The 14691-nt window shown below is 37.5% G+C and carries 14 protein-coding genes and 1 pseudogene; 11 read left to right on the top strand and 4 right to left on the bottom strand.

The features are described 5' to 3' along the window. Window positions 1-36 precede the first annotated feature (36 nt). The 3 genes and pseudogenes from bshC to IPI15_RS01075 form a co-directional block, all read right to left on the bottom strand. Window positions 37-1622 (bottom strand): annotated as a pseudogene (gene bshC / locus IPI15_RS01085) (bacillithiol biosynthesis cysteine-adding enzyme BshC). A 48-nt stretch (window positions 1623-1670) separates the two neighbouring features. Next, on the bottom strand, window positions 1671-2858 hold the full coding sequence (gene kbl / locus IPI15_RS01080) for a glycine C-acetyltransferase (RefSeq protein ID WP_287418872.1): 1188 nt from the start codon (window positions 2856-2858) through the stop codon (window positions 1671-1673). A 32-nt stretch (window positions 2859-2890) separates the two neighbouring features. Beyond that, window positions 2891-3832, bottom strand: coding sequence for an NAD-dependent epimerase/dehydratase family protein (locus IPI15_RS01075; RefSeq protein ID WP_287402619.1), 942 nt, complete (start codon window positions 3830-3832; stop codon window positions 2891-2893). Between the two features lie 231 nt (window positions 3833-4063). Between IPI15_RS01075 and IPI15_RS01070 the strand changes: the two genes are divergently transcribed. The 9 genes from IPI15_RS01070 to IPI15_RS01030 all read left to right on the top strand — a co-directional run bounded on the left by IPI15_RS01070 (window position 4064) and on the right by IPI15_RS01030 (window position 11942). Next, window positions 4064-5260: a saccharopine dehydrogenase family protein gene (locus IPI15_RS01070; protein WP_287418870.1), complete on the top strand. Its 1197-nt coding sequence runs from the start codon at window positions 4064-4066 to the stop codon at window positions 5258-5260. Between the two features lie 223 nt (window positions 5261-5483). Beyond that, a complete protein-coding gene (gene nspC, locus IPI15_RS01065; RefSeq protein ID WP_287418868.1) occupies window positions 5484-6632 on the top strand; it encodes a carboxynorspermidine decarboxylase in 1149 nt (382 codons plus the stop codon). Between the two features lie 112 nt (window positions 6633-6744). Further along, window positions 6745-7791: a UDP-3-O-(3-hydroxymyristoyl)glucosamine N-acyltransferase gene (gene lpxD, locus IPI15_RS01060; protein ID WP_287418865.1), complete on the top strand. Its 1047-nt coding sequence runs from the start codon at window positions 6745-6747 to the stop codon at window positions 7789-7791. A gap of 75 nt (window positions 7792-7866) precedes the next feature. Next, window positions 7867-9264, top strand: a complete 1398-nt coding sequence (locus IPI15_RS01055; RefSeq protein ID WP_353845287.1) for a bifunctional UDP-3-O-[3-hydroxymyristoyl] N-acetylglucosamine deacetylase/3-hydroxyacyl-ACP dehydratase — start codon at window positions 7867-7869, stop codon at window positions 9262-9264. Continuing rightward, window positions 9264-10037: an acyl-ACP--UDP-N-acetylglucosamine O-acyltransferase gene (lpxA, locus tag IPI15_RS01050; RefSeq protein WP_287418861.1), complete on the top strand. Its 774-nt coding sequence runs from the start codon at window positions 9264-9266 to the stop codon at window positions 10035-10037. Before IPI15_RS01055 ends, lpxA begins: the two co-directional genes overlap by 1 nt. 1 nt (window position 10038) lies before the next feature. Continuing rightward, complete coding sequence (locus IPI15_RS01045) at window positions 10039-10266, top strand: ATP-binding cassette domain-containing protein (protein ID WP_287418859.1); 228 nt, start codon at window positions 10039-10041, stop codon at window positions 10264-10266. Window positions 10267-10289: 23 nt separating this feature from the next. Then, the gene (locus tag IPI15_RS01040) at window positions 10290-10679 is read left to right on the top strand and encodes an ABC transporter ATP-binding protein (RefSeq protein ID WP_287418857.1); all 390 of its coding nucleotides are present in this window, start codon (window positions 10290-10292) and stop codon (window positions 10677-10679) included. Between the two features lie 301 nt (window positions 10680-10980). After that, complete coding sequence (locus tag IPI15_RS01035; protein ID WP_287418856.1) at window positions 10981-11193, top strand: hypothetical protein; 213 nt, start codon at window positions 10981-10983, stop codon at window positions 11191-11193. A 5-nt stretch (window positions 11194-11198) separates the two neighbouring features. Next, window positions 11199-11942 (top strand): hypothetical protein, encoded by a 744-nt coding sequence (locus IPI15_RS01030; protein ID WP_287418854.1) that lies wholly within the window; start codon window positions 11199-11201, stop codon window positions 11940-11942. 285 nt (window positions 11943-12227) lie between these two features. On the opposite strand, the gene IPI15_RS01025 is transcribed toward IPI15_RS01030, so the two are convergent. Beyond that, complete coding sequence (locus IPI15_RS01025) at window positions 12228-12548, bottom strand: MerR family transcriptional regulator (protein WP_287418853.1); 321 nt, start codon at window positions 12546-12548, stop codon at window positions 12228-12230. A gap of 385 nt (window positions 12549-12933) precedes the next feature. Here IPI15_RS01025 and IPI15_RS01020 point away from each other — a divergent pair, with 385 nt between their 5' ends. Further along, window positions 12934-13635 carry a hypothetical protein gene (locus tag IPI15_RS01020; RefSeq protein ID WP_287418852.1) on the top strand — a complete coding sequence of 234 codons (702 nt, stop codon included), beginning with the start codon at window positions 12934-12936 and terminating at the stop codon, window positions 13633-13635. 11 nt (window positions 13636-13646) lie between these two features. Further along, window positions 13647-14672, top strand: coding sequence for a hypothetical protein (locus IPI15_RS01015; protein ID WP_287418850.1), 1026 nt, complete (start codon window positions 13647-13649; stop codon window positions 14670-14672). Window positions 14673-14691: the final 19 nt, after the last annotated feature.

Genomic DNA, 14691 nt, shown 5'->3' with positions numbered 1-14691 from the left:
CTGACCAGTGAATTCTTGCTACCGACCACTTCTCCCCTACTCCTCAATAACCTTGAATGAAATATCTAATGGATTCGAGGCATTGTAAATTTTCTCAAACAATGAATTGCCCATTTTAATATAAAAGCTCATAAAACTTTCATTGCGCTCCTGGAGGCTATTGGCAGGAAAAAACTTTTGTTGCAAAGTGTGTAACTGTTGGAGTTCAATATCATGTTTGGAGGAAAGTGATTTTTTGACTCTCGCTTCTATATGTTCGATTGTTTTGAAGAATGAACTAGTCTCAGAGCCAACAAAACCTGAAAGTGTAGGATCAATACTAGCAACTTTCTCTTGCATCTTTTTAATTAATTCTGCCAATTCCTGATTTTCTTCATTAAAAGAAATAGCTGACTCAGCATGCATATTTAAAAAATATGTTTTTAAATCATGTGCATCCTTAAACAAATCCTGAATCTTCAATTGTAATTTCCCCAGTTTCTTCATTGATCCCTGATCTACGATCATCATACTATCTCGCCTTACCAACACGGGCATATGCACCTTAAAATACTCAAATAATGGTTTTCTATCTATCCAATAAGCTAATTCTCCCCCACCGCCAACGAATGCTACTGATGGCAAGAGAAACTCTTGATAGATAGGTCTCATAATGACATTTGGGCTAAACCTTTCAGGATGATCGTCCAGCTCCCGTTCCATTTCAGAAACTGTGAATTTAATTTCTGTATTATTAATTAGAAAATTTCCGTCCTTATTTATGATCCTATTTCTTCCTTCGGCGGATAGATAAAAAAAGTTAATCGGCCGGACAAAAGCCTGAGGCTTAAGACCCATTTTCTTTAACTCTTCCTGTTGGGATGTCACTAAGGCTTCAGCAACTCCATTTAAAACCTCATCTCTAATTATAGATTTAAATGATTGCTTTGCTTTTAGATCGTCAGCATTGAGAACAAGCAGCTGAAAATCAGCTAGTACATTGTGAATAAAGCAGGTGATGGCATGATTAATATCGTTTCCCGCTACATAACATGCTCTCAGATCCTCAGCCAGCTTTAGAGCATTTTCACTATTACCCAAAATAGTTATTATCTCTTCCAATGAGGCAGTTATATCTTGAGTAGTCATTCTTCCTATAGGACCAGTCTGATCAGTATTCCAAACAACTTTTTTATTAAAAACTGTTACATTATTAGATTCATCAATGTCATGATCTTCACCTCCTATGTAAAAAACAGGAACAAAATTATAATCCGGAAATGCTGCTTTACTTGTTCAGCAAGCTTAACAGTACTAAGAATCTTGAGAATAAAATACAATGGCCCGCCGAATAGATATGGCTGATGGGCTGTTACTATTGTGAATGTATTTTTATCTGATAAGCTTTTGATCAACTCATCCCGCCCATCAATAACATTCGTCTTATACTGATCTGTGAGTATTTCAACCAAAAGCTCACGGTTAACATCCTTATTTTTTCTTCCTTCAATAGAAGCAGCTATACCTTCCATAGTGGCAGGATATGGCAATAGTGAGGAGAAAAGTTGCTGATCAGCAGCGTATAATTGGTCGAAGTGACTTAACTGATTGACTTTGTCAAATGCTATTTTCTGGAAGTCCATAGTTTTGTTATGATAAGTAACAGGAACAAGGGTCTATTAAAATAGTTTTCAGATCACGTTTAATTCCTTGCCTACTTTTGTAAATGCTGCCACGGCTTTGTCAAGATGTTCTATCTCATGTCCTGCAGACACCTGAACTCTTATTCTGGCCTTACCTTGAGGAACGACAGGAAAAAAGAATCCAATCACGTACACTCCTTCTACAAGTAATTTATTTGCGAATTCCTGAGCCAAGGGAGCATCATATAGCATGACAGGTGTAATTGGATGTTCGCCCGGAAGAATATCAAAGCCAGCTGCACCCATTTCCTTTCTGAAATATTGAGTATTTGTTTCAAGTTTATCTCTGAGGTGCGTTGACGAAGAAAGCAAGTCCAGCACTTTAATTGAAGCTCCTACAATGGAAGGTGCGAGGCTATTTGAAAATAAATAAGGCCTGGATTTTTGTCTTAATATATCGACAATCTCTTTTCTGGCTGCTGTAAAACCACCAGAGGCACCACCTAGTGCTTTTCCATAAGTACCCGTGATAATATCAATCCTATCCATGACATCATGATATTCGTGAGTTCCACGTCCTGTCTTACCCATGAATCCTGAAGCGTGACATTCATCGATCATTACCATAGCGTCATACTTGTCTGCAAGGTCAGCTATATGATTGAGTTGAGCTATGTATCCATCCATTGAAAATACACCATCTGTCACTATTAATTTTCTTCTGGAACCTGAAGCTGCCTTCAATTGGTCTTCGAGATCGTCCATGTTATTGTTCTTATATCTGAACCTCTTAGCCTTGCAAAGTCTGATTCCATCTATTATAGAGGCATGGTTTAATTCATCAGAAATAATAGCATCGTTTTCACCAAGTAGTGGTTCAAAGACTCCACCATTTGCATCGAAGGCGGCAGCATAGAGAATGCAATCCTCCTGTCCCAAGAACTTTGCGGTCTTTTCTTCAAGTTCTTTGTGGATATCTTGTGTTCCGCAGATAAAACGAACAGAGGACATGCCATAACCATGGGAGTCGATGGTATCTTTAGCAGCTTGGATGACATCAGGATGTGAAGACAATCCTAGATAATTATTGGCACAAAAGTTGAGCACTTCACCTCCTTTATCCGTTTTTATTAAGGCAGATTGAGGTGTAATAATAATTCTTTCTCTTTTGTACAATCCTTTGGAATCAAGCTCCTTCAATTCTTCTGAAAGTCCAGTTCTTACACTACTAAACATATAATGGTATTATTAATTTTTAGAATTTATTTTTAATGTTGATATTTTTCAGACAAATGCTCAATCATGTCTCTTGTCATGGTAGCTAAGTCATATTTAGGTTTCCATCCCCAATCTTCTCTTGCCTGAGTATCGTCTATTCGCTTGGGCCAAAGGTCTGCTATTGCCTGTCGAAAATCAGGCTCATAGGATGTTTCAAAATGAGGAAAATACTCCTTTATTGCAGCGGCTACTTCTTCAGGTGCAAAGGAACAACCAGCAATATTATAACTGGTTCGAATCTTAACTTTTTCTTTCGGGGCTTCCATGAGTTCAATCGTTGCTCTCAAAGCATCTTCCATATACATCATCGGCAGAAAAGTCCCTTTATCTAAAAATGAAACATAGTTAAAACCTTGTACTGCTTGATGGTAGATGTCTACAGCGTAATCAGTGGTGCCACCACCCGGCATACTTTTATATCCAATAATGCCCGGATATCTGACACTTCTTACATCCAGACCATACTTCTTAAAGTAGTAATTGCACCAATTTTCTCCGGTAACCTTGCTTATTCCATAGACCGTCTCAGGTATTAAAACTGAAAATTGTCCGGTATTCTCGCGATCATATTCTATTCCAAAAACAGCAATCGTAGAAGGAACAAATATCTTATTTAATTGCAATTCGCGTCCGGCCTCCAAAACATTGATTAAACCAGTCATATTGATATCCCAAGCCCAAAGTGGATTTTGTTCACCTCTTGCTGAGAGAATTGCTGCTAGGTGATAAATTTGGGTTATTCCTCTTTCTCGAACACAATTGAATAATTCTTCTTTATTGGTAACGTCTATTTTTACATAATTGGGTACATCTATGCTTTGTCGGATATCACTAGCTATCACATTGGCTTCTCCATGTATCTCTCGCAGTGCTTCAGTAAGTTCTGTTCCGATCTGACCTCCGGCGCCTATAATGAGTATCTTCTCAATCATGACTTTATTTGTGGCTGCAATATAGAAAAAAAAGTTTGGAATTATTTGATAAGAACTAATGCTAACTATCTTTGTGGTAGAGGGGAAGATATGAGAAGGTGAGAAGATGAGAAGGTGAGAAGGTGAGAAGGTGAGAAGGTGAGAAGGTGAGAGTGATAATTTAAAAAAATTACCCATTACTCATTACCTATTAGCCATTACCCATTTTTTAAAACAACAAAAAATCAATATATGTCTAAGGTATTAATCATAGGTGCAGGAGGTGTAGGAACCGTTGTAACGTATAAATGCGCACAACATCCTGATATTTTCTCTGAAATTTTATTGGCAAGCAGAACAAAGTCTAAATGTGATGTCATAGCCGCCAATATAGGTTCTGACAGAATTACAACTGCTCAGGTCGACGCTGATAATGTCCCTGAGTTAGTCGCCCTGATTCGCAAATTCGAACCTGTTCTTGTCATTAATGTAGCCCTTCCCTACCAGGACCTCACGATAATGGATGCTTGTCTCGAAACCAATGTAGCGTATCTAGACACAGCAAATTATGAACCTAAGGAAGAGGCAAAATTTGAGTACAGCTGGCAATGGGCTTATCATGATAGATTTAAGGAACAAGGACTAACAGCTATTCTTGGTTGTGGATTCGACCCGGGAGTGACAAGTGTTTTCACTGCATATGCGGCTAAACATTACTTCGACGAGATTCATGAATTGGATATCATTGATGCCAATGCGGGAAGCCATGGAAAAGCATTTGCCACAAATTTTAATCCGGAGATCAACATCCGTGAAGTCACACAAAAAGGTAGATATTGGCAGAATGGAGAATGGATAGAAACTGAACCGCACGAGATATTTAAAGACATTAACTACCCGGACATAGGACCAAAAAGGTCGTATCTGATCTATCATGAAGAGCTAGAATCTTTAGTCAAAAACTTTCCAACTTTGACAAGAGCGAGATTCTGGATGACTTTCGGTGAAGAATACCTTACACATCTAAGGGTGATCCAAAATATTGGAATGGCAGGTATTGAACCTATTAATTATCAAGGAATGGAGATCGTACCTCTTCAATTCTTAAAAGCCGTTTTACCCAATCCTGGTGACCTTGGAGAAAACTATACAGGTCAAACCTCTATTGGCTGCAGGATAAAAGGAATTAAGGACGGTAAGGATCGTACCTATTACATTTGGAATAATTGCAGTCACGAAGCAGCATATAAAGAAACCGGAACTCAAGGTGTCAGCTACACTACAGGAGTACCTGCAATGATCGGAGCTATGATGTATCTGAAAGGCGAATGGAATACCCCTGGTGTAAATAATGTGGAAGAGTTCAACCCTGACCCATTCATGGAACAATTGTCATTAAATGGCCTTCCTTGGCACGAGAAAGTGGATGTTGATTTGGAAATGGACTAGAGTATTAGAGTAAAATAGTATTAGAGTATTATAGAATGAATGCAGGGATAAGGCTTGCCCTTGTCCTTAACATAGTATTAGAGAAGACAGTATAATAGTATTAGAGTATTAGAGTAAAATAGTATTTTAGTATTATTGAATGATTTCAGGGATAAGGCTTGCCCTTGTCCTTCACATAGAATATAAATATTAAAGTTCCAGACCATACAAACATCAAGAATCAATGAATAAAACTGAGGCAGAAATATACGCTTCATTGCCAAAGGCCGCATATGTTTTACATGAGGATAAATTGATCAAAAATCTTGAACTTATAAAAAGAGTTAAGGATGAAGCCGGCATTTCAATCATTCTTGCTTTGAAGGGATTTTCAATGTGGAAGATGTTTCCGCAGGTTTATGATTATCTTGATGGCGCGACAGCCAGCTCACTATATGAAGCAAAATTAATTCATGAAGAAATGGGTTGTAAGGCGCATACTTATTGCGCAGCTTATACAGATTATGACTTTGATGAATTGGCATCCATCAGCGAACATATGGTCTTCAATTCTGTTGGTCAATATTTACATTTCAAGAAAAAATTAAAAAGTGAATATCCAAATGTCTCATGCGGCTTAAGAGTTAATCCCGGCTTTTCCAAAGTGGAGGTCGATATGTACAACCCTACAGCGCCAGGGTCAAGACTTGGCATAGATGCAAGCCACCTAATCGATGGACTTCCCGAAGGTATTGAAGGTATTCATTTTCACGCTTTATGCGAATCCTCTTCTTATGATCTTGAAGAAACTCTGGCAGTCTTTGAGCAAAAATTTGGTCATTTACTTCCTCATGTCAAATGGGTCAACATGGGTGGTGGACATCTTATGACGCGCAAAGGATACGATACGGACCATTTAATCAAGGTTCTAAAGAATTTCAAAGAAAAATATAATGTCAATATTATCCTCGAACCAGGAAGTGCAATAGCCTGGCAGACAGGTGATCTTGTTTCTAACATCATTGATATTGTTGAAAATCATGGAATCAAAACAATTATGACCGATGTATCCTTCACAGCTCATATGCCGGATACACTTGAGATGCCTTACCGCCCTGATATTGCAGGAACAACTGATGAAATCAATGATCATCGATACAGAATCGGAGGTACCAGTTGTTTGAGTGGTGATTTCATGTATGAATATAATTTTGATTTTGAACCGCGTATTGGAGATCAGATCATATTTAGAGATATGATACACTATACCGTTGTAAAGACAACCATGTTTAATGGGGTAAATCACCCTGACATCTATCTTCTAAAAAAAGATGGAACCCTTGATTGCATGAGGAATTTTACATATAATGATTATAAAAAACGAATGAATTAATTTTAAATAAATTGCTTCTAAATAGTTTAAAACACATTTCTAAGAGATTGTTTATCAATAATTATTAAAAACTTTGTTTCTTTGCATATTATTAAACTAACATTGGCTTAAGATGGAGATCACACTAGGCGAAATAACCGATTTTCTAGGTGGTACAATTATTGGAGATCGAAATTCTAAAATAAAAGGTGCCAGTACTATTGAAGGTGGTAAGACAGGAACAATAAGTTTTCTATCTAACCTAAAATATGAAGAGTATGTATATTCTTCAGATGCATCAGCAATTCTCGTTGATAAATCATTCGAACCTTCATATCCCGTCAAAGCAGCTCTAATCAGAGTAGACAATGTGTACGAATCACTGGCAAAGCTCCTCGACAAATTCAATGTAAATGATGAAGTAGTCAGAAATATTTCTCCCAATAGCTCCATCCATCCTAAAGCAATATTAGGCAACAATGTTGGTGTCGGTACCTATTCAATCATTGATGAGGATACACATATCGGTAATAATGTTGAAATAGATAATCAGGTATATATTGGCAAAAGATGCGTCATTGGAGACAATACTATTCTTAAGCCAGGTGTTAAGATAATGGATGACAGCGTAATTGGCGCCAATGTCATCATTCACTCGAATACCGTGATTGGGAGCGATGGATTTGGCTTCGCACCTACTGGTGAGGGTAATTATGTCAAGATCCGCCAACTTGGAAATGTTATTATTGAAGATGATGTAGAGATCGGCTCTAATTGCTCCATAGATCGTGCCACTTTTGGCAGTACATTAATTCATTCAGGCGCAAAACTTGATAATCTTATACAGATTGCTCACAATGTAGAGATTGGAAGTCATACCGTCATAGCCGCCCAGACAGGAATAGCAGGTAGCGCGAAGATCGGTGAAGGATGTAAAATCGGTGGCCAAGTAGGTATAGTTGGGCACATACAAATAGCAGACGGTACACAGATACAAGCTCAATCAGGCATCCAATCTTCCGTGAAAATTAAAAACAGTAGATTATTTGGCTCTCCGGCCTTGGATTACAGCAATTACCTAAGATCTTACGCTATATTCAAGAATCTTCCCTCGTTAGCAGAGAAAATGGACAAACTTGGGAAGGCAACCTTAGGCCTTTCTAACGAACACGATTCGTAATATTATTTGGCAAATCGTTTTGATTGATTACTTTTGCGTTAATTTTTGAAAAAAACTAGTTGGCGTAGGGTATTTATGTTGCAAAAAACGATTAAAAACAAAGTTTCCTTAAATGGGATTGGTCTTCATACCGGAAAGAATGTCACTATGACTTTTCTTCCTGCCCCTGAAAACCATGGAATAAAATTCCAACGTATCGATACTCCTGAGGGAGTTATAATACCTGCAGACATCACCAGAGTTGTTTCAACTAATCGCGGAACAGCTATAAGTTCAGGCGCCATAGTAATCAATACTGTCGAGCATGCGCTTTCAGCACTTGCCGGATTGGGTATAGACAATGTCCTGATTGAGATCGACGGACCAGAAGTGCCTATCCTGGATGGAAGTGCTATTCCTTTCGTTAATGCGATCGAAACGGCAGGTGTCGTAGAGCAAACTGAAGAGAAAGATTATTTCATTGTTACAGAACCAATCTCCTTTAAGGACGAAGTGACTGGTAGTGAAATGCTTGCGCTTCCAGCCGACGAGTTTGAAGTAACAGCTTTAATCGATTTTGGCTCACCTGTTTTGGGTCAACAATTTGCAAAGCTGGAAACCCTTGATAAATATAAAGAAGAGATCGCCCCATGCAGAACTTTTGTCTTCCTGCATGAACTAGAGAAGCTCCTTGAACAAGACCTGATCAAGGGCGGTGACCTTGATAATGCTATTGTAATAGCAGATAGGGTGATGAGTCAGACTGAACTGGACGTACTCTCTAAAAAACTTGGTAAACCAAGTATTAAAGTTGAAAAAGAAGGCGTTCTGAATACGATCAATCTACATTTCAAAAACGAACCGGCAAGACATAAATTACTTGATGTCATAGGTGACCTTTCTTTGCTTGGAAAACCTATCAAAGGGAAAATCGTAGCGACAAAACCCGGACACTCGATTAATATCGAATTTACAAAAGTCCTACGAAAAGTAGCTCTAGAGCAAAAGAAGTTAAAAGGTAAGCCGATCTATGATGTTGATAAAGAACCTATTCTTGATACTAATCAGATAATGGGTATGCTTCCGCACAGATTTCCTTTTTTATTGGTTGATAAGATCATAGAAATGGAAGAAAATCATGTAGTAGGCATCAAAAATATTTCATTCACTGAGCCTTGTTTTCAAGGTCACTTTCCTGGCAATCCTGTTTTCCCGGCTGTTCTACAGATCGAAGCACTGGCTCAAACCGGCGGTATACTTTGCCTTTCAAAAATGCCGGATCCTGAAAATTGGGACACTTACTTCATTAAGATCGGCTATGCTAAATTTAAACAAAAAGTAACACCGGGCGATACACTTATCTTAAAGATGGAACTCCTTGAGCCTATTCGCAGAGGTATATGCCGCATGCAAGGAACAGCTTACGTAGGAAATAAAATAGTCTCAGAAGCTGACATGACAGCTCAAATTGTAAATAGGACAACTCTAAAATAATGATCCAAAAATTTGTCGACGTACATCCTAATTCCAATATTGGCGAAGGGACCATTATATGTAATTTTGTAACAATTGAGGAAGATGTCGTAATTGGTGACAATTGCTGGATCGGTTCAGGAGCTGTTATTATGAATGGAGCAAGAATTGGAAATAATGTAAGAGTATTTCCCGGCGCTGTGATCTCCGCTGTTCCTCAAGATTTGAAATTCGACGGAGAAGCATCCAATGTAGAAATAGGTGATAATACCACGATCAGAGAATATGTCACGATCAATAGAGGCACTTCTGCTTCAGGCACTACAAGAATCGGTAAAAACTGTTTGGTCATGGCTTATTGTCACGTGGCTCATGATTGTATAGTTGGAGATAATTGCGTATTGGCCAATAATGTATCTTTGGCAGGCCACATAGAAGTAGGCAACTTCGTAGTATTGGGTGGAATGGCAGCTGTGCATCAATTTGTAAAGATTGGAGACCATGTCATGGTAGGAGGATATTCCAAGGTAAGAACGGATGTACCTCCTTTCGTAAAGGCCGCCAGGGACCCGCTTGCTTATGTCGGTATCAATGCTACCGGTCTGAAGCGCAGAGGTTTTGATCAAAATAGAGTTCACCATATTCAAGATATTTACCGGATACTTTTTGTCCACGGTTCAAACGTTAAAAGATCTATAGAAAATATAGAAAATAATATCATTGCTTCTGATGATAAAGACTACATACTTACCTTCTTAAAGGACTCAAAACGCGGTCTGATCAAAGGAATCTAAGATGCCTGAACACCGCCACCTCATTGACGAAATCACCTTTGAAGGTGTTGGTAAACGTTATATGTTTGAATGGGTTTTAAAAGAATTTACATATACTTTTATTAAGGGAAATTGCTATGGAATCACAGGTCCAAACGGTAGCGGCAAGTCTACTTTAATGAAAATGCTGAGTGGTTTTTCTACTCCCAGCAAAGGTCAAATCGAATTTAAATTAGCCGGATCAAAATAAGTATTGGAGAGGTTTTCAACTCGGTGACTTTTGCGGCCCCGTACATTGAATTGATTGAAGAAATGACGGTTCAGGAATTAATGGATTTTCATCATGTCCTTCGACCTTTCAAAGATTATGATCTCACGATCAAGGCACTTAAAGATCTTCCTTTTAAAGGTCTTGTTCAAAAACGGATCGGAGAACTTTCTTCAGGAATGAGGCAGAGGATCAAATTATTGCTCGCCATTATGACGGATACTTCAGTCATTTTACTAGACGAACCGGGATCCAATCTGGATGAACAAGGTAAGGGATGGTTTGAGGACCTTTTAAAGTCACAAATGAGCGGTAAGATTACGATTATCGCTTCCAATGAAGCGGAAGACTTAAAATTAGCCCAAAGTCAAATCAATATTGCTGATTACAAGTAATTAACTCAAGTTTCTGTAGTTAATATACCAAGGTAGATGACTGATTTTAATTTAATATTCCTATAAAAAAAGGCCAATTTTACTACCGAAACTTGAGTAATAAAAAAAGGAAGTATCAACCTCATGATAAGCATTTAACACAATACATTGCGGAATCGATGAATATTTACATTTATGAAATAAAAATTAATTTCCGTCTATTTTAAATTATATTTACAAAACGAATTACTATATGTGCCTATAAATTAAATTTAGTCAAAGAAAAAACAATTATATTTAATCACATTAAATTTTGTAGCACATGAAAACTCATTATTTATTATTTATCGTAATTGCTATTGCTTGCAATGCCTGCCAAAAAGATGAATTAATTGTACTCCCTGATGAGCGGGATGATGTTACAGGCACATATGTAGGATTTAGAGCACCCATTTCACTACTTGGTCATTCCAGTTATTACAGGATACTTTTAAGGCAGTTGTCATTCTTTCTAAATCGTCAAAAGATTCCATAATTACCGTGACAAGCAAACCTTCGTTTTCTAATCTATATAAAGAATTCAAGTATCATAACGGTGAATTTAAAAATGACCCTCATGCCATTCTTGAATTAAATGGTGACGATTTATACATGCGGATTAGCCCTGGCCTGACCGGCAATAGTGCATCTTATTATTGTATTAAGACTGATCGACCAGATACAATAGTTTATATAAATCCTGAACCAGTAGATCCATGTCTGGAACTAAAAATAATGCAACTAAGCCATCAGTGGATGGCTCCATTCAACTCGAAAACCTTCGAGTTATTTGAAGATAATAATGGTGTAATTGATACGATGTGGATCACTAGGACTACATCTGTAGAAACATGTACATGGAATACACAATATTCCGCTGTTCCATGTTCAGCAAAATGTGATGTAGAAACCGTGGAGTTAATTTCAGGAAGTAACGATCGCTTAAAATTAGTGCTGAAGATAATGGGTCATGAATTATCAGTTAATGCAACATCAGGTATACCAATGAAATACGATTTACTTAAGCATCTTCCATTATCTACCGGAGGTTCGCCATTTTTTGATTATCGTGCATGGTTGGGAAAGGAGCCAGACGGTTATTATACAGAGGAAGTAAGTGCTAGCTGCAACTTTCCTCCTTTATGTGAAAGTATGTATGAACTCCTATCATACAAAATAACACGAACATCGGGAGTTACCAATTATTCCACTAAGGGTGGTCGGAAATGGAATAAAAAGTTATAGAATCAGCCTAATGATAGAAATAAAAACGCTGTTGAAAATAAATTATAAATGGCGAATGTTCAATGGGTGCGAAAAGGTACTTTCTAACTTGATTGAAAATCCGAACGAACAATGGCGAACGGCGAAAATGTGTGCAAAGATTATACTTTTTCTAGTATAACGCTAAAATGACAGCTCGCTGCTAGACTATAAAATGATTACAAATTATTTATGGTGAATTTTAAATTAACGTGAAGAATGAACTTCTAAATTGATTAGAAAACACCTTTAAATAAATTATTCTATCTATAGCTTCTTGCTTAGCTCCTCCAGCCCTGATTTAATAGTATTCAATTTGGTCGATAGTGAATTTAAAGACTGAACTCTCTTCTTGTTTTCTTTGAGTTCATTCTTTGCTCCTTCAAGTGTAAAACCACGCTCCTTCACAAGATGATAGATTAGCTGCAGCTGCTCAATGTTTTGCTTGGTAAATCTGCGGTCGCCTTTACTATTTTTATGTGGTTTTAGAAAACTAAATTCAGTTTCCCAGTAACGTATGAGTGATGTGGAAACACCAAAAGAGTCTGCTATCTCGCTTATGGAGAAGTAGAGCTTTTCGCTATTCATTAAACTGTTTTCGGTCATAAGCTAACTTAATAAATACTTTTACTAAAGGCCATTGTAGCATTTAATATCAGGGAGTTAGAATACAAATGTAAAACAAATTCTTTAAAGTATATAAAATTTTAATATTAATTTAATCACAATACGATTGGTCGTTGCAGCAAGCATAATCGTCGATATAATTAGTATGATGCTTGTGTATAGGAACTTTTCAATTTGTCCGGCGCTTTTAATACAATGAAAATTGAGCACAGACCGAAGTCTGAATTCAATAAAGAGTTTTGGAGTAAAGCAATTTTTATTACCTTAGCTTAAATATTTTTACATAAATTATCTGAACAGGAGAAAAATTATAACCTAATGTTTCTTCGAAAGATTAAATATTGAAATGAGTGATTTTTTCAAAAAAATGAAATCTGTTTTTCTGGAACCTACGGGGTCCGAAACTGAGCTTGCCGAAGATATTTCGCAAGACAATCCAGAAAATGGTGAAAAAAAAGATAGTGGACAGCTCCCAACATCTAAAACACCTTCAGAACAGGCCACCAAATATTCTGACGTAAGCGGACAGCAATCTGATCAGTTTTATAAAGTACTCTTCGACGCCCTTGAGAGAAATAATCAGGCTGGATTCGACTATTTAGAGTTTAAAAAAGCACTGCAATCATTAGAAACAATAGGTCTGGATGAAAAAACTAAATTCCTAAGCGCATTCGCCGGAGCTCAGGCATCAGGAGCTAGTGTCAAGTTATTGACAGACAGCGCTGCTATATATCTGGAAATTCTCGACACTGAAGCTACCAATTTCAGAAATGCTGTCGAAATGCAGCGAACTAAACAAATCAGTAATAGAGAAAATGAAGTCAAACAACTTACTAATCTAATCACTGGTAAGGAAGAGCAAATCAAAAAATTAAATGCAGAGATCGAAGAACATAAGAAAATGCTTTCTTCTCTGGATAATGAAATTAAAAGTGCCCAGTCCAAAATCGAAACTACTAAGGCAGACTTTTCTGTCACATATGACGGTTTGGTCAAAAAGATCCGCGACGATGTGGATCGAATCAACACTTATTTGTCAACTAAATAACTTATTTATTAATGGATCAACAAACTATCTCTCCTAAGACATTCTGGCAAAGACCAGAGGGTAAGACGGGCACTATTATTGGCCTTGGCATATTGGCAGGAGGAGCTGTACTCTTATATAAAATTCTTCCTTTTCTTATTACTCTTGCTTCAAACACACTTTATCTTGCCGGTATTCTGCTGGTTTTAGGTGCGTTAATATACATGGTTCTTGACCCTAAGATGAGAAATCTGATCTGGTATATGTACAAAAGTGTGATGAGATGGATCACCGGAATTTTTGTACAGATAGATCCCATAGGCATCCTGAAATCATATGTAGAGAGTCTTAAAGGTAATCTAGGTAAAATGGATCAGCAGATCTCAAAACTAAGAGGTCAGATGCACAAACTTCAGGAAGTAATCCTAAACAATAAAAAACAGATCCAGAGCAATTTAAGCATGGCCAGCGAGGCTAAAGAAAGAAACAAAGAATCAATGATGATCTTAAAGTCCAGACAGGCTGGTCGTTTGACTGATTCTAACCTAAAGCTTGAAGATCTTTACAAAAAGATGGAAGTACTCTATCGAGTATTGACCAAGATGTACGAAAATTCTGAGATCATGATGGAAGACATTACGGATCAGGTAGCAGTTAAAGAACAAGAAAGATCCGCCATCAGAGCGAGCCATTCTGCGATGAAATCTGCTATGAGCATCATCTCAGGAGACAAAGATCAGAGAGCTATGTTCGATCAGGCATTGGAAGCCATAGCAGATGACGTCAGTGCTAAAGTTGGAGAAATGGAAAGATTCATGGAAGTATCTTCCAACTTTATGGACAGTGTAGATCTTCAGAACGGCGTCTTCGAAGAAGAAGGTATGAAGATGCTGGAGAAATGGGAGACTGAGGGCGTATCTTTATTGTTAGGCAATGAAAAATCCGTATTGATTAATAAAGCTAATAATGATAGTGATATACTGGACCTAGATGCACCTGTGGCTCGGCCGGAAAAAGCAGATAATCACAAAAATCAATACGATACATTTTTTGAATAATAATTATATTACAAAACAT

The organism is Candidatus Brachybacter algidus (assembly GCF_016707225.1).
GTDB lineage: Bacteria > Bacteroidota > Bacteroidia > Chitinophagales > Saprospiraceae > Parvibacillus > Parvibacillus algidus.
The sequence above is the reverse complement of the archived record's forward strand: the minus strand, read 5'-3'. Positions and strand labels throughout refer to the sequence as shown.